General features: G+C 46.3%; 19 protein-coding genes, 1 rRNA gene and 1 other RNA gene. 20 read left to right on the forward strand and 1 reads right to left on the reverse strand.

The window, feature by feature from the left end; genetic code table 11:
- Positions 1 to 215: 215 nt before the first annotated feature.
- From speE to argS, 5 genes are all read left to right on the forward strand, one after another.
- Positions 216 to 1,043, forward strand: a complete 828-nt coding sequence (gene speE, locus C558_RS0126655) for a polyamine aminopropyltransferase (RefSeq protein ID WP_018759356.1) — start codon at positions 216 to 218, stop codon at positions 1,041 to 1,043.
- A 16-nt stretch (positions 1,044 to 1,059) separates the two neighbouring features.
- Positions 1,060 to 1,929, forward strand: coding sequence for an agmatinase (gene speB / locus C558_RS0126660; RefSeq protein ID WP_018759357.1), 870 nt, complete (start codon positions 1,060 to 1,062; stop codon positions 1,927 to 1,929).
- Positions 1,930 to 2,032: 103 nt separating this feature from the next.
- Positions 2,033 to 3,259 carry a GGDEF domain-containing protein gene (locus C558_RS0126665; protein ID WP_169445430.1) on the forward strand — a complete coding sequence of 409 codons (1,227 nt, stop codon included), beginning with the start codon at positions 2,033 to 2,035 and terminating at the stop codon, positions 3,257 to 3,259.
- A 132-nt stretch (positions 3,260 to 3,391) separates the two neighbouring features.
- Positions 3,392 to 3,838 (forward strand): YwiB family protein, encoded by a 447-nt coding sequence (locus C558_RS0126670; protein ID WP_018759359.1) that lies wholly within the window; start codon positions 3,392 to 3,394, stop codon positions 3,836 to 3,838.
- The gene (gene argS / locus C558_RS0126675; protein ID WP_018759360.1) at positions 3,825 to 5,510 is read left to right on the forward strand and encodes an arginine--tRNA ligase; all 1,686 of its coding nucleotides are present in this window, start codon (positions 3,825 to 3,827) and stop codon (positions 5,508 to 5,510) included. Before C558_RS0126670 ends, argS begins: the two co-directional genes overlap by 14 nt.
- Positions 5,511 to 5,618: 108 nt before the next feature.
- Here the strand turns inward: argS and C558_RS0126680 are convergent, their stop codons facing one another.
- A complete protein-coding gene (locus tag C558_RS0126680) occupies positions 5,619 to 6,758 on the reverse strand; it encodes a S8 family peptidase (RefSeq protein WP_018759361.1) in 1,140 nt (379 codons plus the stop codon).
- 1,042 nt (positions 6,759 to 7,800) lie between these two features.
- Here C558_RS0126680 and rpoE point away from each other — a divergent pair.
- The 15 genes from rpoE to C558_RS0126755 form a co-directional block, all read left to right on the forward strand.
- On the forward strand, positions 7,801 to 8,361 hold the full coding sequence (gene rpoE, locus C558_RS0126690; protein ID WP_018759362.1) for a DNA-directed RNA polymerase subunit delta: 561 nt from the start codon (positions 7,801 to 7,803) through the stop codon (positions 8,359 to 8,361).
- 403 nt (positions 8,362 to 8,764) lie between these two features.
- On the forward strand, positions 8,765 to 10,366 hold the full coding sequence (locus C558_RS0126695) for a CTP synthase (protein ID WP_018759363.1): 1,602 nt from the start codon (positions 8,765 to 8,767) through the stop codon (positions 10,364 to 10,366).
- Positions 10,367 to 10,496: 130 nt separating this feature from the next.
- Positions 10,497 to 10,874, forward strand: coding sequence for a response regulator (locus C558_RS0126700; RefSeq protein ID WP_026264159.1), 378 nt, complete (start codon positions 10,497 to 10,499; stop codon positions 10,872 to 10,874).
- Positions 10,875 to 11,170: 296 nt separating this feature from the next.
- On the forward strand, positions 11,171 to 12,436 hold the full coding sequence (locus C558_RS0126705; protein WP_018759365.1) for a UDP-N-acetylglucosamine 1-carboxyvinyltransferase: 1,266 nt from the start codon (positions 11,171 to 11,173) through the stop codon (positions 12,434 to 12,436).
- 95 nt (positions 12,437 to 12,531) lie between these two features.
- Positions 12,532 to 13,881, forward strand: a complete 1,350-nt coding sequence (gene rho, locus C558_RS0126710) for a transcription termination factor Rho (protein WP_018759366.1) — start codon at positions 12,532 to 12,534, stop codon at positions 13,879 to 13,881.
- A 31-nt stretch (positions 13,882 to 13,912) separates the two neighbouring features.
- Complete coding sequence (locus C558_RS0126715; protein ID WP_018759367.1) at positions 13,913 to 15,181, forward strand: radical SAM family protein; 1,269 nt, start codon at positions 13,913 to 13,915, stop codon at positions 15,179 to 15,181.
- A 130-nt stretch (positions 15,182 to 15,311) separates the two neighbouring features.
- Positions 15,312 to 15,509 (forward strand): 50S ribosomal protein L31, encoded by a 198-nt coding sequence (gene rpmE / locus C558_RS0126720; protein WP_018759368.1) that lies wholly within the window; start codon positions 15,312 to 15,314, stop codon positions 15,507 to 15,509.
- Between the two features lie 231 nt (positions 15,510 to 15,740).
- Positions 15,741 to 16,008: signal recognition particle sRNA large type (gene ffs, locus C558_RS33425), an RNA gene on the forward strand.
- A gap of 150 nt (positions 16,009 to 16,158) precedes the next feature.
- Positions 16,159 to 17,607, forward strand: a complete 1,449-nt coding sequence (locus C558_RS0126725) for an ATP-binding protein (RefSeq protein ID WP_156826281.1) — start codon at positions 16,159 to 16,161, stop codon at positions 17,605 to 17,607.
- Between the two features lie 179 nt (positions 17,608 to 17,786).
- Complete coding sequence (gene dnaX, locus C558_RS0126730) at positions 17,787 to 19,565, forward strand: DNA polymerase III subunit gamma/tau (RefSeq protein WP_018759370.1); 1,779 nt, start codon at positions 17,787 to 17,789, stop codon at positions 19,563 to 19,565.
- A 43-nt stretch (positions 19,566 to 19,608) separates the two neighbouring features.
- Positions 19,609 to 19,920, forward strand: coding sequence for a YbaB/EbfC family nucleoid-associated protein (locus C558_RS0126735; RefSeq protein ID WP_018759371.1), 312 nt, complete (start codon positions 19,609 to 19,611; stop codon positions 19,918 to 19,920).
- A 112-nt stretch (positions 19,921 to 20,032) separates the two neighbouring features.
- Positions 20,033 to 20,632, forward strand: coding sequence for a recombination mediator RecR (gene recR, locus C558_RS0126740; protein WP_018759372.1), 600 nt, complete (start codon positions 20,033 to 20,035; stop codon positions 20,630 to 20,632).
- 80 nt (positions 20,633 to 20,712) lie between these two features.
- On the forward strand, positions 20,713 to 21,060 hold the full coding sequence (locus C558_RS0126745) for a DUF2508 family protein (protein WP_083927282.1): 348 nt from the start codon (positions 20,713 to 20,715) through the stop codon (positions 21,058 to 21,060).
- A 51-nt stretch (positions 21,061 to 21,111) separates the two neighbouring features.
- Positions 21,112 to 21,336: a pro-sigmaK processing inhibitor BofA family protein gene (locus tag C558_RS0126750; RefSeq protein ID WP_245583884.1), complete on the forward strand. Its 225-nt coding sequence runs from the start codon at positions 21,112 to 21,114 to the stop codon at positions 21,334 to 21,336.
- Between the two features lie 300 nt (positions 21,337 to 21,636).
- Positions 21,637 to 21,756, forward strand: a 16S ribosomal RNA gene (locus C558_RS0126755); the annotation flags it as partial.

Raw genomic sequence — 21,756 nt, forward strand, 5'->3', positions numbered from 1 at the left:
TAGATTCTGACAACTTATACTGTTGCTTTTTTGGCAAGTTTTATTATAATACATCTTGTCCTAGAAGAAGCGACTTCGACATCTATAGCGGATGATCAGCGTTTCTTCGAGAAATATAAGACCAATTTCTTATATTTCAAAAAAACATGGGAAAGAGCGTGATACGTAATCGTCCCTAAACGATTAATCTACGAGAAGAAAGAAGGCTAACTACGATGGAATTGTGGTACACGGAGAAACAAACGGAATCCTTCGGGATTACAGCTAAAGTGAAAGAAACGTTTGTAACAGAAAAAACGGATTTTCAAGACCTCGCGATGATCGATACGGAAGAATTCGGACGTATGCTTGTCTTGGACGGCATGGTCATGACAACGATTAAAGACGAGTTTGTCTATCATGAGATGGTCGCTCATCCGGCGTTGTGCACGCACCCGAATCCGAAGCATGTGCTAGTTGTTGGCGGCGGAGACGGTGGCGTTATTCGTGAAGTATTGAAGCACCCGCAAGTGGAGAAAGCTGTTTTGGTTGAGATCGACGGTAAAGTAATTGAGTACTCGAAGAAATATTTGCCGGAGATCGCCGGAGAACTGGACAATCCTCGCGTAGAAGTTATCGTAGGCGACGGTTTCATGCATATCCATGAAGCGAAGGATAAATATGATGTAGTAATGGTGGACTCCACGGAGCCTGTTGGCCCTGCAGCACCATTGTTCGAGCGTGGGTTCTATCAAGGGATCTTCGAAGCGCTTAAAGAAGACGGAATCTTCGTTGCACAGACGGACAACCCTTGGTTCAAGGCTGATTTGATCCAGAAGGTCAACAAAGATGTCAAAGAAATTTTCCCAATTGTTCGCGTATTTGCTGCGAACGTACCAACATATCCAAGCGGTCTTTGGACGTTTACAATGGGCAGCAAGAAATACGATCCGCTTGAAGTGGACGAGACACAAATTCCAGAAATCGACACGAAATACTACAGCCCTCGCTTACACAAAGCGGCATTTGCATTGCCGAAATTTGTAGAAGACCTGTGCAAATAAGGAGGAGACAAGAACGATGCGTTTAGATCAAGCTTACTCCGGTAATGTCTTTATTTGCAGCTCGGACGATTATGAGAACTCCAAGGCGGTCATCTATGGCATGCCAATGGACTTCACAGTAAGTTTCCGCCCAGGTTCGCGCTTTGGCCCGCCTCGTATTCGTGAAGTATCGATTGGATTAGAAGAATATAGCCCTTATCTCGATAAGAGCATTACAGATATGACTTATTTTGATGCTGGCGACCTGCTCTTACCTTTTGGCAATGCAGCGCGCAGCTTAGATATTATCGGCGAATTTGTTAGCAAGCTGCTGGCTGATGATAAATTCCCGATCGGCTTAGGCGGAGAGCACTTAGTTTCTTGGCCGATCTTCCAAGAAGTCTACAAGAAATATCCAGATCTTGCGATCATCCATTTCGATGCGCATGCTGACCTTCGGGAATCGTATGAAGGAGAGCCATTGTCGCACTCGACGCCGCTTCGCAAAGCAGCAGGTCTGATGGGCGGCAAGAATATCTACCAATTTGGTATTCGTTCCGGTTCCCGTGAGGAGTTCCAATATGCACGTGAGAACATCAATTTCCACCCGTTCGAAGTGCTTGAGCCGCTCAAAAAGGTGCTGCCAGAGCTTGCAGGACGTCCGGTATACGTAACGATTGATATCGATGTGCTTGACCCTTCAGCTGCGCCAGGAACAGGTACAGCGGAAGCAGGCGGCATCACATCCAAAGAGTTGCTGGATGCGGTTCATGCGATCGCGCGCTCGAACGTGAATGTGGTAGGTTGTGATTTGGTGGAAGTAGCTCCGGCTTACGATCCAACAGAACAGACGCAGATCGTAGCAGCCAAAGTTATCCGTGAGATGCTGCTCGGTTTCGTGAAATAAAGAAGAATAAGCCAGGAATAGTGGATTTACAACTATTTCCTGGCTTTCTTTTGTTACACCATCATTCTCCATACGGTATACTGGGATCACATCTTAGAGGAGGGTGAAAAGTGTAGTGTACGTATTCGATTTTCCAATCGTGGATATTGATCCAGTTAGGAAATTCATTCTTGTAAACTTAGCAAGTATTGTGCTTAATTTTATTTCGCTGCTCGCAGCATTTATTGTGACATATAGTCTGTTCTTCAAAAAATTATCGATGGTTTATATCGCACGTTCACCCAAACGATATCGTGTGTTATTTGGTTTGATTGGTGGGATTCTGGCCAGTATCACGGTGCTTCTAAGTGTTCTTACGATTACGAATATCGACGATTTTCATTTTATCGATGCCTTGACGATTGGACTTCAGACGTACTTTATTTTTATCTCACTCTATGGAGGAGGCGTCGTATCGGGGATCTTTACGCTCACGTGTATCACGGCGATGCGATGGCTTGTGGATCCTAGCGTTCAAATGGCTGAGGAGCTCAGCTGCATTGATCTGCTCGCATTTGCAATCACGTGGATTGGATTGCGACTGGATTTGGAGCGTCATTGGAGATGGGCGTTGATTAGTACGACGACTATTCTCTTGCAATCCGGATACTTTATCTTGAAGGGCATGGATCTGGGAGATTTGATCCTGTATATTGGATCGATGCTCGTTGTTGCCGTTGTGATGTACTTCATTATGTATTATGTGATTCAATCTCTAGAGATGTACGTGTACTTTCAACGTAATGCGATGCAAGATTTTCTGACCAAATTAGACAACTTACGATCGCTGCATCTGAAAATCACGCGACTTGTGAAGCGCATGCAGGATACGAATCGAGACTACACCGTCATGATTGCAGATATCGACTATTTCAAATCCATCAATGATACTTATGGTCATGCGGCAGGTGACGAGGTGCTGAGGCAATTCTCGAAGCTGCTGTCAGAGTATTGTCCCAAAAAAGATATTCTCGCGCGTATGGGAGGCGAGGAATTCTGCCTGATTCTATCGAGCGGCATTGAGGAGTCGGAAAAGCTCGCGAATCAAATCCGGGAAGCCGTGGCTGGTCATCTCTTCTCTCTGCCAACGCAGCAGAGTGCATTCATTACCGTGTCCTTCGGACTCGCTGGCTGCAATCGAGATCGTGTGCATACCGTGAATGATATGCATGAAGTGATGGATGAAGCGGATCAGGCGCTCTATGCGGCGAAGACGGCTGGACGAAATCGGGCATCGGTGTATCAAGCGGGGGATTCGGCAGGACACTCTCGGCGTTTGGGATGGAATTGAATCATTTGAGCCGCTGGTAGGCACCGAGCCTTTCGGCGGTTTTTTGTCTGTGAAGCAAGGAACTGTTTGAATTCATAGGACGAACTGGGTATAGTAGTGAGATAGAATTAATGGTGACAGGAGAGCGTGGTAATGCCGAAGAAACATCGGGTGCGAATACGCATCGTGAGCGATCAAGAGCAAGGGCAGACCATTCAAGAGTTCCGAGGTGAGCGGATTGATAAGGATAGCCATATCTATATTCGCTACGAGGAGAACTTGACGGATACGCCGCTTACAGGAGAGGCTGCGAAGACGATGACAACCCTGAAGCTTGGTAGCGATACGATTAAGCTGATTCGTCATGGCGCCGTGCAGTCGGAGCAATCTTTTCAGATGGGATGCAGATTGCCTGGGTTCTATCGCTCGCCATTCGTTCAATTGCAATTATCGCAATGGACCTCACGGCTGCAGATCGACATGCAGGACGTTGCAGGAACGGTGGAGTGGGATTATGAGCTGTTCGCGCATGAAGAGAGTACAGGACAATTCAAAGTGAGTTTAACGATACAGGAGGATCCGGATCATGAGTCAGAATGAAAGTGTATTGGAGCAATTAAATAATGCCGTGAAGAATGCGGTCGGTGAAGCAGTTATTGCAGCGGGTCTTGTGACTAGAGAAGAGCTGCCAGCTTTCGTGATCGAAGTACCGAAGGACAAGTCCCATGGGGATCTTGCGACGAATGCCGCGATGCAATTAACGAAAATTGCGAAGAAGAACCCGCGTCAAATCGCTGAAGCGATTATCGCGAACCTGGATAAGAGCACAGCATCTATCGAGAGTGCTGAGATTGCAGGGCCAGGGTTTATTAACTTCCGTCTGAACAAAAGTTACTTGTATCCGGTTATTGCTGAAGTTGCGGCTAAAGGTGACGGCTTCGGTCGTGTCAACGCAGGAGCGGGTAAGAAGGTCCAAATCGAGTTCGTGAGTGCGAACCCAACAGGCAGCCTGCACCTAGGTCATGCGCGCGGCGCAGCCGTGGGTGATGCATTATGTAATGTGCTTGATTTTGCTGGCTATAATGTCACGCGCGAGTACTATATTAATGATGCAGGGAATCAAGTAGTAAATCTCTGCAAATCGATTGAAGTTCGTTACAAGCAGGAGCTTGGTGTTGACGCTGAGATGCCTGAGGACGGCTACTACGGCGAAGACATTAAAGGATTTGCCAAGGAATTGGTTGCGGAGAAAGGCGACAGCTTGCTGTCATTAACGGATGAAGAGCGTACGAAATTTTTCCGCACTTATGGACTTGAGAAAGAATTGAATAAGATTAAACGCGATTTAGGCCGTTTCAAAGTTCACTTTGACGAATGGTTTAGTGAGACATCGCTCTATGAGACGGGCGCTGTGATTGAGTCACTGGATGAATTGAAAGAAAAAGGCCAAGTGTTCGAAGAAGGGGGCGCGACATGGCTTCGTACAACGCCTTACGGCGATGATAAGGACCGCGTCTTGGTGAAGAACGACGGCACGTATACGTATTTGACACCGGATATCGCGTATCACCGGAATAAGTACGCGCGCGGCTACGATCAAATGATCAATATCTGGGGTGCCGATCACCACGGTTATATTCCGCGTGTTAAAGCAGCGATGGAAGCACTCGGCAACGATCCCGCGAAGCTGACTGTATTGATTGCTCAGATGGTGAGTTTGTTCCAGAACGGCGAGAAGGTGAAGATGTCCAAGCGTACAGGTAAAGCTGTTACGATGGAAGATTTGATGGATGAAGTCGGCGTAGATGCGATCCGTTACTTCTTCACGATGCGTTCGATGGACTCCCATCTTGATTTCGACATGGACCTCGCCATTTCAACATCGAATGAGAACCCGGTATTCTACGTACAATACGCTTATGCGCGTGTTTGCAGCATTTTCCGTCAAGCGGAAGAGCAAGGTGTTGTCATTCTGCCGTTATCCGAAGTAGACCTCACGAAGCTTACAGCAGAGCATGAATATGATTTGCTGCGTAAGATGGGCGAGCTTCCAGAAGAAATCGCGGTAGCAGCGCAAGGTTATGCGCCGCACCGGATTATTCGTTACGTGTATGAACTAGCTTCGCTGTTCCACAGTTATTACAAAGCTGAACGCGTCATCATTGAAGACGCGTCGGTTACGCAAGCACGCCTCGCATTGCTGGGCGCGGTGCGCACGGTTATCGCCAACGCGCTGCGTCTCGTTGGCGTATCTGCGCCAGAGCGCATGTAGGCACATGCGCTCAAGGCGCTGCCTACGCGCACGGCCTGTGGCCGCGTGCGCGCAGCAGCACAAGCAGCCCCACCGCGAGCATTCGCATGCGGTGGGGCTGCTTGGCGTCTAGCGCTCCGCCTCGCGTAGCAGGCGCAGCGCGTCGACTTCGCCGGGCGCGGGCTTTGGCGAACGGAGCCCGCGGATGGTCGTCGCCGAGCGGCGCAGCAGCGCCTTGATCTCGCTCGGCGAGAGGCCAGGCTTTTGCGCGAGTAAGAGCGCAATCGCGCCGCTGACATGCGAGGTCGCCATCGAGGTGCCGCTCATCTCGTTGTAATTGCCGCGAAGCCACGAAGAGATGATCTTGTCGCCAGGCGCATAAATATCAATATATGGTCCACGATTACTGAATTTGGCGACTCGGTGCAGTCGATTCGTGGCGCCAACGGCGATCGTCTGCGGATACCGGGCAGGGTAATCGACCGATTTGCGCTTGGAGTCATTGCCAGAAGAGGCGACGATGACAACGCCTGCATTATAGGCATTGACGACCGCATTCAACAGCGCTTTACTGCTGGACTTCATGCCGAAGCTCATGTTGATGACATGCATTCGGTTTCGAACACACCAATCAATCCCGAGAATAATATCGGATACATAGGCTGAGCCGTTGTGATCGAAGGCTTTTACGGGATGAATTAATGCCCGAGGCGCCACCCCAATGATCCCTTTCAATTGGTTGGCGGCAGCGATCGTCCCAGCAATATGGGTACCATGCCCATTATCATCGTACGGCAGCATGTTGCGGTTGAGCAGGTTAATGCCGCGCATGAGAGAATGACGAAGATCCGGGTGCCGATAATCGACGCCGGTATCAATGACACCGATTCTGATGCGGTGCCCCGTTGAGGTAGACCATGTCTGCGGGGCACGGATGTGCTGGACTCCCCAAGGGATTCCATGATCCCATTGCACGTTTTTGTGTGCGGTCGCGTGAACCTTCATGACTCGCGCATCTTTTTCGATGAAGATGTCGTTTTTGAACATACTCAGCTTCGATTCTGAAATGGCTGGACAGATCATCGCATGAATAATTCTTGACGGTTGAACCGCGCTCAGCATGGCAAGAGAGGATTTCATTTTCTTGAAAAGTGTCAGGCATCTTCTGAAGTCGCGGGTATGAACAAAGCGGATGATTTGTTTCTTCTGGGAGCCGCCCCCCCGAGCAATTTCGTCATGCAGCAATTGTAGAAATGTTGAGTAGTCCAATTTGGAGTCCCCTCCTGACTAACCATGTTGCAGTATTGTATGATTGGCTAGAAAAGAGGGACTGGGTAACATGCCTTTTTTATAAGAAATAGGCCATCTTTCGTGTCAAAGCGGTCCCGAGGACATAGTATGAAGGGAGAGCCTAACAGGGTTCTTTATGAGATACAAGGCCTGTGAAGAAACCTGGTTTTCTTCAGGCGGATACAGTCACTGCGAAGGGCACCCCCCCTTCGCATTCCTCACTAGAGGAGGGTAAAAAATTGAACTTTGATCACGATGCTTCACAGGATGCTTATTCGACGTCGAATCTTGTGCTCACGCTCAAAACTTCTGTGCTCATGTAGGTTTCGCCTACACTCCGCTCCTTGTTTTTCGCCTTCGCCCAACCTTCTCGGTGCTGAAAGCTCATTTTTTTACCTTTGATTTAACTTTTACAACCTTAACCCCTAAAAACAAAACTGCGCGATGGATCTGGCCGATCCATACTCGACAGTACTACAACTCCAACAAATACATATCTTTACCGCAAGAAGGTCCCCCCATCTAAAAGGGAGGACCTTCTTGTATTGCACCGCTTCTTGCAAGCTTCTCCCCCGGAACCTGGATGGCGATAGCTCATCCAGATCCCACCCCCAGAGTGCTCATGCATACGAAGTGCATGAGCATCTCCCTGCGCTCCCCCGCAAGCGAAGGCGAGGAGGGCGCTTCCCTCTGATGAACGTAGCGAATGGAATGAGGGGTATCGGATCGAGAGCGAAGCGTTCGCCTTTGTAATCAGAAAACATCCCCTCCTATCCAATCCTAAGTTTTCTGATTACAACAGCGACGAAAGCCGATACCCCCAGTCCAGCAGCCCTCGTTCATCATAAGAGATCTTTCTCTCTTTCTCCTCGGTTTCTCTTCTTCCATATCTTTTAATCTTTCGCTTTTCTCATCAAGCTTGCATTTTTACCCTAAATAGGTTTTACTTATGTTTGATATGGATATGTTATAGAAGAATGTTTATATGTTGTGAACATTGTGAGAGAGGAAGTGTCCTTCAATGAGCACCCCGTTTCAATTAAAAATTGATCCTGAGAAAGTGCACGAGATTCCGATGGTGGATCTTGCTTTTGAAATCTTAAAAGCTGCGAACAACCCATTTTATTACCGGGATCTGATGAATGAAGTTGCCAAATTAAGAGGTCTATCGGAAGACGAGATCAAAGAAGTAGTCGCACAACTGTATACGGAGATTAACATCGACGGTCGGTTCGCATGCGTAGGAACGAACTTATGGGGCCTGAAGCGTTGGTACCCAGTTGAGCGTTCAGAAGATCCAGTGGCGAATTCCAAACGTCCGCGTATCATCAATGATGATGACGATGACATGATGGATGACGAAGAACTGTTCGCAGATGAAGAAGATTCATACACTTCGGATGAGGACTTCGACAACGTTGATGAAGAGCAAGATGAAATGTACGGTGATGAAGAAGAAGAAGCCGAAGTTGATGATGAAGCTGTCATGGATGACGAGGAACTCGTTGGTGAAGACGAATCCGAGGAAGACAGTGAAGAAGAAGATGAATTTGACGACTTCGAAGAAGAAGAAGATAAATAACGGACTAGCCGTAAAAATTGTTTAGTCTCGTTAGAAGGGCGGGCTCGCGTTACAGCGGGCCTCTTCTTTTGTCACCCCTCCGAATTGCTCCGCATTTGACGACCTAGTACGGGGGAATTTTGGACAAGTGATCCACATCTTAGAAAGTCTGTGACGTCACTTGACATGGGACTTGGGACAGAGTAAACTATTTTTCGGGCTTAAGATTTATTTTGCAATTTATATACCTTTGAATGAAAAGTGCCCCGTGGCTACGGGAGTCACTTTTTTGTTTTTTTTATCAAGTTTTTTGGTGAATTAGGTTAGTCTAATACTAACGATTCGCAGTGGATTTTTCTTTTTTTTTGTAGCAGTGTCGGACAGAGCTTAGGCTCTGTTTTAAATGTTTAGGAGGGTATGGATTGTGACAAAATATATTTTCGTGACGGGCGGGGTTGTATCTTCTTTAGGAAAAGGGATTACCGCAGCATCTCTTGGCAGATTGCTTAAGAACAGAGGGTTAAAAGTAACAATTCAGAAATTTGATCCGTACATCAACGTGGACCCAGGGACGATGAGCCCTTATCAACATGGTGAAGTGTTCGTAACCGATGACGGCGCAGAGACGGATCTTGACCTTGGGCACTATGAACGTTTTATCGATATTAACTTGTCGAAGAACAGCAATGTAACGACAGGTAAAGTGTACTCTTCCGTTATTTCCAAAGAGCGTCGTGGTGAATACTTAGGCGGAACGGTTCAAGTAATTCCACACATTACGAATGAAATTAAGGACCGCGTATTCCGTGCTGGACGTGAAGCTGGATCTGACGTGGTTATTACAGAAATCGGCGGTACAGTAGGGGATATCGAGAGCTTGCCGTTCCTTGAAGCGATTCGTCAAATCAAGAGCGACATTGGCCGCGATAACGTAATGTATATCCATTGTACGTTGATTCCATATATTAAGGCTGCTGGTGAAATTAAAACCAAGCCAACACAACATAGCGTCAAAGAACTACGCAGTATCGGGATTCAACCGAACGTGATCGTGTGCCGTACGGAGTATGAACTTTCCGAAGATACGAAACGTAAAATTGCATTGTTCTGCGATATCGATGCGAATGCAGTTGTCGAGTGCCGCGATGCTTCGACATTGTATGAAGTACCTCTTAACCTCCGCAACGAAGGTCTGGACGATATCGTTGTGAATCATTTGAAATTAACAACAACGCCTCCGGATATGACCGATTGGGAGAAGTTGGTTGAGCGTGTGAAGCAACTTCAGCATAACGTTGAAATTGCCATTGTGGGTAAATATGTTGCACTTCATGATGCGTACCTCAGTATTGTAGAATCCTTATCTCATGCTGGTTTTGATGCGAACTCCGACGTGAAAATCCGTTGGGTGAATGCAGAAGAATTGACAGAGAGCAATGTGGGTGAATACCTGAGCGGCGTTCAAGGGATTTTGGTTCCAGGCGGATTTGGCGATCGTGGAATCGAAGGTAAAATCTCAGCGATCCGTTATGCACGCGAACAACAAATTCCGTTCTTCGGTATTTGTCTCGGTATGCAGGTAGCTGTCATTGAAGTTGCTCGTAACTTGGCAGGATTGCAAGGAGCGAATAGCTCAGAGATCAATCCAACTACGGATTATCCGGTCATTGACTTGCTTCCAGAACAGAAAGACATTGAAGAAATGGGCGGCACAATGCGTCTTGGATTATACCCATGTAAATTGCAAGATAACACACTTGCACAGCAGTGTTATAATGATGAGCTTGTCTATGAGAGACACCGTCACCGGTATGAGTTCAACAATGAATACCGTGAAGTCATTGAGCGTACAGGCCTTGTTATTTCGGGTACTTCACCGGACGGACGTCTGGTTGAAATCGTTGAATTGCCTGGACACCCATGGTTCCTTGCCGTACAATTCCATCCGGAGTTTATCTCGCGTCCGAACCGTCCTCAGCCGTTGTTCCGTGAGTTCGTGAAGGCAGCGCTAAAAGTACAACGCTAATATTTTTACGTTTTTTCCAAGAGCAGGAAGGAATTCGAGTAAATTCCGCGAATATATTTACGGGTATCAAGTTCAGAGGACTGTATCCATGATCCATATATTCGCCTGGTTGCTCTTGGGAGGGAATCGTTTGGAGAAGAAGAAGGTATTAATTGTTGATGATCAGAATGGGATCCGCGTATTGCTCATGGAGGTATTCGGTAGCGAAGGATATCAGACCTTTCAGGCGGCGAACGGGAAACTCGCACTAGAAATTGTTAGCAAAGAAGAGCCGGATATGGTATTACTTGATATGAAGATTCCGGGGATGGACGGCCTTGAAATCTTGAAACATATTAAGCAGATCAAACCGTTTCTTAAAGTGATCATGATGACTGCTTATGGTGAATTAGACATGGTTAAAGAGGCGACAGATCTCGGAGCGCTGATGCATTTCACCAAACCGTTCGATATTGATGAGATCCGTATTGCAGTAAATATGCAGCTTCGTGACGGAATACATGCTTAACAGGACCTCTTGGTCCTGTTTTTATTTGGAGAGGAAGCATGTTTACTATTTCGTTCCTGTTTGTGGTATAATACTCGGGTATAGAATATCAATTCTTATTGTGATAACAACCATTTATGAAATATGCTCTGAAATAGATACGTGTGGAAAAAACATCGCTTTTCGGTGCACTTCCTTATAAATTTCGCAGAAACGCTAATCCTCCTGTTTGGACGATGAAGTCGTTTCTTCTTGTTTATAGCTTTTTTTCTCTCATTTCTATGAATTGGAACATACATAGGAGGATTTCTGACTCTATGGAGAAGTTAATGATTTGCGGCGGACGTCCGCTGCACGGTACAGTACAAATTAGCGGGGCTAAGAATAGTGCAGTCGCGCTTATTCCTGCTGCAATTTTAGGTGAGACTGAAGTTGTTCTAGATAATTTGCCACTGATCAGCGATGTAGCAACGTATGCGGAAATTCTAGAAGGGCTTGGTGCGGAGGTTAGACTTTCAGGCAATCAAATGGCTATTGACCCATCGGAATTGAAATCTATCCCTATGCCGAATGGTCCAGTTAAGAAATTACGCGCTTCCTATTATTTAATGGGTGCGATGTTAGGGCGGTTTGGTGAAGCAACGATCGGCATGCCAGGTGGATGTAATTTTGAGCCGCGTCCGATTGATCAGCATATTAAAGGTTTTGAGGCGCTAGGTGCTACTGTGACGAATGATTATGGCTCCATTCATGTGTATGCCAAAGAACTGCGCGGCGCGAAGATTTATCTGGACGTGGTGAGTGTAGGGGCAACCATTAATATTATGCTGGCAGCTTCTCGGGCCAAAGGTACAACCGTGATTGAAAATGCGGCCAAAGAGCCTGAAATTATAGATGTGGCGACATTGCTCAATGCAATGGGTGCGAAGATCAAAGGTGCGGGTACGGAGACGATTCGAATTGAAGGCGTCGCAACGATGCATGGATGCAGACATTCGATTATTCCCGATCGCATTCAAGCAGGGACATATATGATCGCAGCAGCGGCAACACGCGGCAATGTGCTAATTGATAATGTGATTCCGAAGCATATGGAAGCTCTCACAGCCAAGCTGCAAGAGATGGGTGTTGGCATTGAGGAGATGGATGAGTCCATTCGCGTCATTGGCGGACCGGATTACACCAATATTGACGTGAAGGCACTCGTGTATCCGGGGCTTGCGACTGATCTGCAGTCTCCGATGATGAGCTTGCTTACACAGGCGAATGGCGTTAGCATGTTGACCGATTACGTATATAGCAATCGATTTAAGAATGTTCCGGAATTGCTTCGTATGGGCGCGAAAATTCGTGTCGAGGGACGTTCGGCTATTACTGAAGGAAGCAAGTTGAATGCTGCCAAAGTAACAGCAACCGATCTACGTGCCGGCGCATCCCTCGTGATCGCTGCGTTAACCGTAGAAGAAGGTGTTACGGAGATTACAGGTGTGGAATACATCGATCGGGGTTATGACAATCTCGTAGAGAATCTTCGTGATCTAGGCGCTGAGGTATGGCGTGAGACACTCGTTCCTGCTGAATAAGCAGGTATTTTCTCGGGAATACTACTAAGATAGATATTTGTTTTTGCTAGTCTACTTTAATATCGGACTTATTAATGGAATAGGTGGTTAATTGAATGGATCTTCAAATTTCTGATTTGGAAGAAATGAAGCTAACGGAGTTATATAAGTTAGCGAAGCAGTACCAGATTCCTTATTACGGGCAAATGAAGAAGAAAGAACTTATTTTTGCAATTTTAAGAGCGCAGGCAGAGAAGAGCGGACTGATGTTTATGCAGGGCGTATTGGAAATCTTGCCGGAAGGGTTCGGTTTCCTTCGTCCGATTAACTATTTGCCAAGTGCGGAGGATATATATATATCTGCCTCGCAAATCCGCAAGTTTGACTTAAGGACAGGCGATTTAGTCTCCGGTAAATGTAGACCTCCGAAGGAGAATGAACGCTATTTCGGTCTTCTTCAAGTCAATGCGGTCAATGGTGAGAGTCCAGATACGGCAGCAGAAAGGCTTCATTTCCCAGCGTTAACCCCACTTTATCCGCAAGAGAAGGTTGTTCTTGAATCATCCCCAGCGCATCTCTCAACTCGAATTATGGATATTTTGGCACCTGTAGGACTTGGACAACGTGGCTTGATCGTAGCTCCTCCCAAAGTAGGTAAAACTCTTCTCCTCAAAGAAATCGCCAACAGTATTTCTACCAATTATCCCGAGATCGAACTGTTTGTTCTATTGATTGATGAGCGTCCAGAGGAAGTTACGGATATGCAGCGTTCGGTAAAAGGTGAAGTGGTCGCTTCGACATTCGATGAATTGCCTGAGAATCATATTAAAGTGTCGGAACTTGTATTAGAGCGTGCATTGCGACTTGTTGAGCATAAGAAGAATGTCGTCATTCTCATGGATAGCATCACGCGTCTTGCACGTGCGTATAACCTTGTCGTGCCGCCATCAGGCCGTACGCTCAGCGGCGGTATTGATCCGGCTGCGTTCCACAGGCCGAAGCGTTTCTTCGGATCTGCTCGAAATGTGGAAGAAGGCGGAAGCTTGACCATTATTGCTACAGCGCTCGTGGAGACAGGTTCACGTATGGATGATATCATTTATGAAGAATTTAAGAGTACAGGCAATATGGAGCTCCATCTGGACCGTAAATTGGCGGAGAGACGAATTTTCCCTGCGATTGATATTCGCCGTTCAGGCACGCGCCGTGAGGAAATGCTCATGACGAAGGATGCGCTCGACAAAGTATGGGCCATTCGTAAGAATATGAACGAATCGATGGAATTTGTAGATAATTTCTTGAGAAAAATCGGTAAAACGAAGACCAATGAAGAATTCTTCGCTACCTTGGATTTGAATGCAACCTCGAGCGGCAGCTCGTCCAGTTCATCGGCACCTCGTCGAACTGCACGGACCGCATCGACTGCATCATCTTCGGTAGGTAGTGGTAGTGGGAGATCGATGTAATTTCGTTTGAATGAGATAGGAGTGCAGCACGATGTATTTGGTGTACGCAGATGAGCAAGGCAATGTATATGATCACCCGGAATTACACGCATTGGCGCGTAGTGCGGATATGATCGTTGAGATATTAGAGGATGAATTAATTCCGCTGCCAGATGGTGCGACGCTTGTTAGCTTACCTTTCACACGTCCGATCGGTCTTGATCCGGATACGGGTGAGATGGTCGCAATGCAGGATAATGTGAATGCCGTGGGCGCGCTATTGCCACAAGGATTCACTCGCCTATGTATTCCAAGCTACGTGAAGACGAACAAAGACGAGAAGCTTCCGCTATTCGGTTACTCCGCGGTCGTCTGGAAAGATGGTGCATTCTACGTTACGGCGGACAAATCGGATGATCCCGAGCAATGGAACCCGATGAACTGTGACCGCGATGAGCTGAAAATTCAGGTTGACCGTCTAACGAAGCAGTTTCCTGAGAATCGGTTGTATCAGCATTTATCCAATTGTGCGTTAGGCTATGAGTGCCTAACCTCTTCGAATACGTTCTTGAATCGGTGGGAAGGTGGCGTGCCTGTATCCTTCTCCTGTAATGCAGGATGTTATGGTTGTATCTCTGAACAACCTGATGATAGTGGATTCCCAGCACCGCAGACACGGATGAACTTCAAACCGACCGTAGAAGAAGTATCGCAAGTAATGCTGACACATCTCACAACGCCTGAATCCATCATTAGCTTTGGGCAAGGATGCGAAGGTGAACCTTCGACACAAGCCAAAATTATTGTCGAAGCCATTCGGGAAGTTAGAGAGAAGACGCAGATGGGCTATATTAATATCAATACGAATGCCGGATTAACGGACCATATTCGTGCCATTGTCGATGCAGGGCTTGATCTGATGCGCGTTAGTACGATTAGTGCGCTAGACGATCATTATAACGCTTATTACAAACCACGCGGGTATACGCTGAAGAATGTCGAGAAATCGCTGAAATACGCGTCGGATCAAGGGGTATATACATCGATTAACTATTTGATATTCCCAGGTGTTACTGATCGGGAAGAAGAAGTAGAAGCGATGATTGAATTCGCACGGCGGACGAATTTGCGTCTGATTCAGATGCGGAATCTGAATATTGACCCAGAGAGTTATTTGGAATTAATCCCTCCGGCGCAAGGTGAAATTCTCGGAATGAAGCAGATGCTTGAGATCTATCAAGCGGAACTTCCGGACGTTGTCATTGGCTCTTATACGCATGTTCCTCCTGTGCAATATCGACGCAAACAGGTCATGAACTAAGCCCCAATATAAGGACGATGAAGCCGTTTCTTTTTGTATTGCAGTCCATGTGACAACATGCTATAATGCATCTATTGTGTCAATATACTCTGGGGTCGCAAAGAGCCCAGGGCGGAAAGAGGTGAATTCGATGAAACAAGCGATTCAGCCGACGTATCACATCACCACAGTTACTTGCGCATGCGGCAATGTATTTGAAACAGGATCCGTGAAGCCAAACCTTCGCGTTGAGATTTGTTCCAACTGTCACCCGCACTTCACTGGCAAGCAGAAATTTGTGGATGCTGGTGGTCGTGTCGATAAATTCAAAAAGAAATACGGCATCTAATTTGTCTTATCAAGAATCTCCCTGGCTCTTTCATGAGTGCAGGGAGTTTTTTTTGTAAATATAAGAATTTATAAGTTTCACATATAAACTGTTCTTATATTTCTCGCTTAAACGCTATCCGTCCTTACAAGGACGACGAAGTCGTTTATGCTTGAGTTCATCACGCGTCAACATTTGTTAAATATTCGCAAAGGTTGCGCTTTGTACAGATATAAGCTATACTTGGTTTTACCGTGCTAGATGGGGAGGCAGCGGTGCCCTGTAACTCGCAATCCGCTATAGCGAGGTTGAATTCCTGTCCGAGGTCTTGTCGATGTGAGGTTTGGTCTTTACATGCGATGTTGACGGTCGGGTCCTCCGCAATGGATGTCTATGAACCTGGTCAGGTCCGGAAGGAAGCAGCCATAAGTAGGAAGTTCTATGTGCCGGAGGGTGGCCTGACCCGAGTTGTTATGTAAGGGTGCCACTCGGATCGCAACGATCAGAGACAGGTGCACGGTACAACCTTACGAATAGAACACCAGCGTAACGGAAGTTACGAATGGTGTTTTTTTATGCTTCTTTTTGACAAAAGAAGGAAAAGTGTGATTCGAACCGAATATAACAAACATAGGGTTAATATGTCATGTTGAGGTATCGGGGTGGATGTATGATGTCAGAGTTCATTGCGCCGGGGTTAGACTTTACTAGGGAAACCTATAAGTATTACGTGGACAGACTCCCTCATATGTTAGCTCTTCTCGTGGATCAGGGCGGTGTGGTAAGGTGCTGTAATGCGCTTTTTGCCAAGGTGCTGGGCTATGACCTTGAAGATGTGTTGGGTCAGTCGGTGCAGACATTTTTTGTTGAATCCTATTCACTCGGGGAGCTTATGACTCGCTTTCATGAACAGATACACAAGAATCAATCGTATTTCAGGATCCATGCCGAAGCAAAGAATGGCGATGTGATCAAGGCAGATACGACGATTTTATCCATCCACTTGGATGGAGAACCAATGTATTCGATTATCATGAGCCATACACGGAATATGCGTGAATTAAGCCTATTGCAGCAGTTCTCAGGTGCATTTATACGTGATGTGAACCTGGGTGTCATCATTATGGACCGTAATTTCAATTTAGTCGAAATTAGTGACATGGCTTGCCGAATTCTTGGGATTCAGAGTGAAGATGTGATGAATAGACCGATGCAGGATATTTTTTATGGTATGCCATTGGAACATCAGCTGGTTCAACGTGCCATCTTAGACGGGGTTATCGTACGCAATCACGCGATGTCTTGGATGAATAACCAGGACCGGTATGAACTGCTCATGGACTCGAACGTGCTGAGGGATGAGGAAGGCGACATTGTTGGAGCCTATGTTATTTTCAAAGACGTATCGAATCTTAGATCCTTGGAAGAGCAAGTGAATCGGAGCGATCGTCTCGCGATGATCGGACAGATTGCTGCGGGAACGGCGCATGAGATTCGGAATCCGCTTACTTCGATTAAGGGATTTCTGCAGATGTTCAAGAAAACGATGCAGGATAAGGGATTAGAGAAGGAGCACGGTTACACAGAGATCATGCTGAATGAGTTGAACCGAATCAATGACTTGGTTAGCGAATTCTTATTGCTTAGTAAACCCAAGCATGTATCGTATGATATTGTGGATGTATATACCATCATTAATGAAATGCTGCCAATCGTAAGTAATGAAGCAATTCTGTACGATGTTGCTGTCGTATTCGATGATACAGGTCCGGTTCCGAAGATTGTTGCCGACCGTGAACTATTGAAGCAAGTGTTTCTCAATATATGTAAGAATGGTATTGAAGCAATGGTGGATGGCGGAATATTATCGATTTCCGTTCGGACGGATTCGGCACAACGTATTTGTATCGAGATTCATGATACAGGTCCAGGTATTCCGGTATTTATGATCGACAAAATTTTTGATCCGTTTTTTACGACGAAGCAAGAAGGCACCGGGCTCGGGCTATCCATTTGTCAACGGATCATCCACGATATAGGTGGCGTAATTCGTGTATCCTCGAAAGGATTTGGAACGACTTTTACGGTCTCCATTCCTTATCATGGTGAGACAGTATGAGAAAATTAGAAGCTTAGTATGAAAAGGTGCCCTTTCCAAGTAGAAGGGCTATTTTTTTGCGGAAGTTGATGTAGTATAATGTGATCAACCCTCTTCTTGAGGACGAAGTATTCGAAAACATCTATAATGTTGTGGTAATATAGCTTATGTACAGCGACATGTTGAAAGAGGTAACTGCGATGGCTCATATAGCGTTATATCGTGCTTGGCGACCGCAGTCGTTCCAAGACATGGTGGGACAGAAACATATTATTCAGACACTTCAGAACGCGCTGCGCGAACAGCGGTATTCCCATGCCTATTTGTTCAGTGGCCCTCGCGGAACAGGCAAGACGAGCACGGCCAAAATCTTGGCGAAGGCGATAAACTGTGAACATGGACCCAGTGTGGAGCCTTGTAATACTTGTGATGCCTGTATCCGGATTACGGCAGGTTCTGTCATGGACGTGGTTGAGATTGATGCTGCATCGAATCGCGGGGTGGATGAAATTCGAGACCTGCGAGAGAAGGTCAAGTATGCCCCGACCGAAGTAAGGTGCAAGGTTTATATTATCGACGAAGTCCATATGCTAACAACAGAAGCGTTTAACGCGTTGCTCAAGACACTTGAAGAACCTCCAGCGCATGTCATGTTTATTCTTGCGACGACAGAGCCGCATCGACTGCCGGCGACGATTCTTTCACGTTGCCAACGATTTGATTTCCGTCGTGTATCTTTGCAGGAACAAGTCGAACATTTGCAGAAGATATGTGAGCGTGAAGGAGTCTCTGCAGAGGAAGATGCTCTATCCTACATTGCAAGACTATCTGATGGAGGGATGCGAGACGCGCTAAGTTTGCTCGACCAAGCCGCATCTTTTACGAATGGACAGATCACCTACAAACAAGTGATGGATATTACAGGTGGTATTCCTTCGGAACAATTTGCTGATCTGGCAGAAGCTATTCAACGACATGATATCTCGTATATCTTGACGGCGATTGAAGGGTTCATGCAAGATGGGAAGAGCGCTGACAAATGTGTAGAGAATCTCATTTACTATTTCCGCGATTTATTGATGGTCAAGATGGTCCCTCATGCTGATGGTATGACCGAACGCTTGATGGACTCAGAGCGGATTCGAATAACTGCGGAAGCTTTTGAAGCGGAACAGTTATTCCGAACCATCGAGATCTTGAATCAATATCAAGTGGAAATGAAATATGCCACGAATCCGCAGACGTTATTCGAAGTGGCAATGCTTAAAATCTGCACAATGCATGATGGAGCACCTGCGGGTGGTGTGAAATCCTCGACTGTTACGTCCATGAGTACGGCGGATGTAGCGTTAATCAAACAGCTAGAGCAGCAAGTTGCGACACTAGAGAAACGAGTAGAGCAGCTGATGCAATCAGGCGCAGGGTCCGCACCGGCGAATACAGAAGGTTCTTCCTCAGGGCGAGCTAACTCGGGACGTGGAGCAGCTACGGCAAATCGGACATCGATCGTCGCTAAGATTCCACCAAAGATGGATCTCTACATTGCGGGGAAAGACACGGCTTCGTTCGTCCAGATTCGGTCTCAATGGGGTCGTGTGCTGCAACGTGTCAAGGAAGAGAAAGTCACGATTCATGCATGGTTCATGGATGGAGAACCTATCTCGGCAACCGAAGATGCTGTACTCGTAGGTTTTAAGAATACGATTCATCGGGAGACGACAGAAAGACAGGCGAACCGGGAAGTCATTGAACGTGTGATGAAGGAAGTGCTTGGTGCATCATATAAGCTGATTACGATGATGCTTAAAGACTGGAATTCGGTTGTCACCGATCAAGCTGAGACTGCAGGTGAATTGCAGCTCGTTCCTGAAGATGGAGCAGGTGCACCAACTGCAGGTGAGAAGAATCCTTCAGAACCATGGGTAGACCAGGCGATTGAGATGTTTGGTGAAGATCTTGTTGTGATTAAAGATGAGTAAATAATTATGGAATACCACTATAAGTTAAAGGGGATTGAGAACGATGAACAATATGAACAATATGATGAAACAAGTGAAGAAAATGCAGGAACAAATGTTGAAGGCTCAAGAAGAATTGGGCGGCAAAATGATTCAAGGTACTTCTGGCGGCGGCGCAGTTACTGTTGAAGTGAATGGTCATAAGAAAATTTTGTCCATCGCGATCAAACCAGAAGTGGTAGATCCAGAAGATATCGAAATGCTTCAAGATCTTGTAATGACAGCGGTGAATGATGCTTTGACGAAAGCGGAAGATATGGCGAATGATGATATGGGTAAATTTACAGGCGGTATGAAAATTCCTGGCTTGTTCTAATTAACTCGGAAATAGATTAATCGATCATAATAATTCTCGCAGGAACGCTGCTCTCCTTGAAGGATGATGCAGCTGTTTCTGTTTTTGAGGAGCGTAGAAGGGGACACGGCCAGTGTATTATCCTGAACCGATAGCTAAATTAATCGATGCTTTTACCCACTTGCCGGGTATTGGACCGAAGACGGCAGCAAGGCTTGCTTTCCACGTGCTGCGAATGAAGGAAGATGATGTGATCGACTTTGCGAAGGCGCTGGTTAATGTGAAGCGCAATCTGCATTATTGTTCGGTATGCTGCAACATAACAGATGTAGACCCGTGTCGAATTTGTCAGGATAAGAGCCGGGATAACTCTGCAATTTGTGTAGTCCAGGAATCGAGAGATCTCGTTGCAATGGAGCGGACGAAGGAATTTCAAGGGTACTATCACGTTCTCCACGGCGCCATCTCGCCAATGGAAGGAATCGGCCCGGATGAAATCCGAGTTGCGGAGCTATTAAGACGATTAAGTGATGAACGCGTGCAGGAGTTGATCCTCGCGACGAATCCGAATATCGAAGGGGAAGCCACGGCGATGTACTTATCGAGATTGGTCAAACCATTCGGTATCCGCGTAACGCGTATTGCTCACGGTCTGCCGGTGGGCGGGGATTTGGAATATGCAGATGAAGTCACCTTGTCCAAAGCGCTTGAAGGGCGCAGAGAGATTAATTAATTCATATGATTTGAAATGTTGAGCTCTATTTCTTAGGGCTTTTTTTGTTTTTTAGGTTCTAAGTTTGTCCTTCCGTTGATATGAATGGGATAGCGGCAAACGGTAAAGGTGCTGTAGACACCATTATCGTGCTGGTTGTTATTCGTAAAATGGACAAGGAGGGGCTTGGTATGGCTTGGTGGAAATGGTGGAATCGGGATGCAAGGGTGCTATTGGAACAGACGGTGTCTGAGAAAATGCTATTGTACAGAGAGATCTGTGTCGCTAAACGTGAGTGGGAGAACGCTCATGCATTGTTCCAAGAAGCGACAGAAGTCGATGAAATTGATTATGCGATTTACTTGCTAGAAGCGACAGAGAAGCGATATGACATGCTGATCAAGAAGGCCAAACGTATTCAATTGAGTGTATTGATGTTGAACGCTTAGGGAGGGATGATGATGAAGGTCATATTGGCAATCCTACTCGGAGTTTCTTTGTTGCTTCTTGCATACACCTTATTGAAGTATCGCCTAACGTGGCGCTGGCTTAGTATATTTGCTGGCCAGATTATCATTGCGGCGGTAGCGATTTATGCTGTCAACTATAGTGGACTCATCTCAGGTCTTCATATTCCGCTTAATCCTATAACGATGGCTACAGCAGTGCTGCTGGGTATCCCAGGCGTACTTTTATTATTTTGTATAAAATTAACAGTGATATAGTTATTGACTTCCCTAAGCATTCTATGATAAATTAAATCTCGCCGCTCCGAACGGAGTACAAAATTGAAGAAGCACTGAAGAGTGCGACAAAAAACTTCAAAAAAAGTGCTTGACTAAAAGAACGGCGATGTGATATATTATAAAAGTCGCCGCTGAGACAACGGGCGACAAGAAATGAGAGTTTTCGATAGATAACTTTCGGGAATGATTGATCTTTGAAAACTGAACAACGAGTGAATTAAAGCAATAAATGAGATCAGTAATGATCTCGCTAGCAAGTTTATGAGCAAGTCAAACACTTTATTGGAGAGTTTGATCCTGGCTCAGGACGAACGCTGGCGGCGTGCCTAATACATGCAAGTCGAGCGGAGTTATTCCTTCGGGGATAACTTAGCGGCGGACGGGTGAGTAACACGTAGG

The organism is Paenibacillus terrigena DSM 21567 (assembly GCF_000374845.1).
Taxonomy (GTDB): domain Bacteria; phylum Bacillota; class Bacilli; order Paenibacillales; family Paenibacillaceae; genus Paenibacillus_K; species Paenibacillus_K terrigena.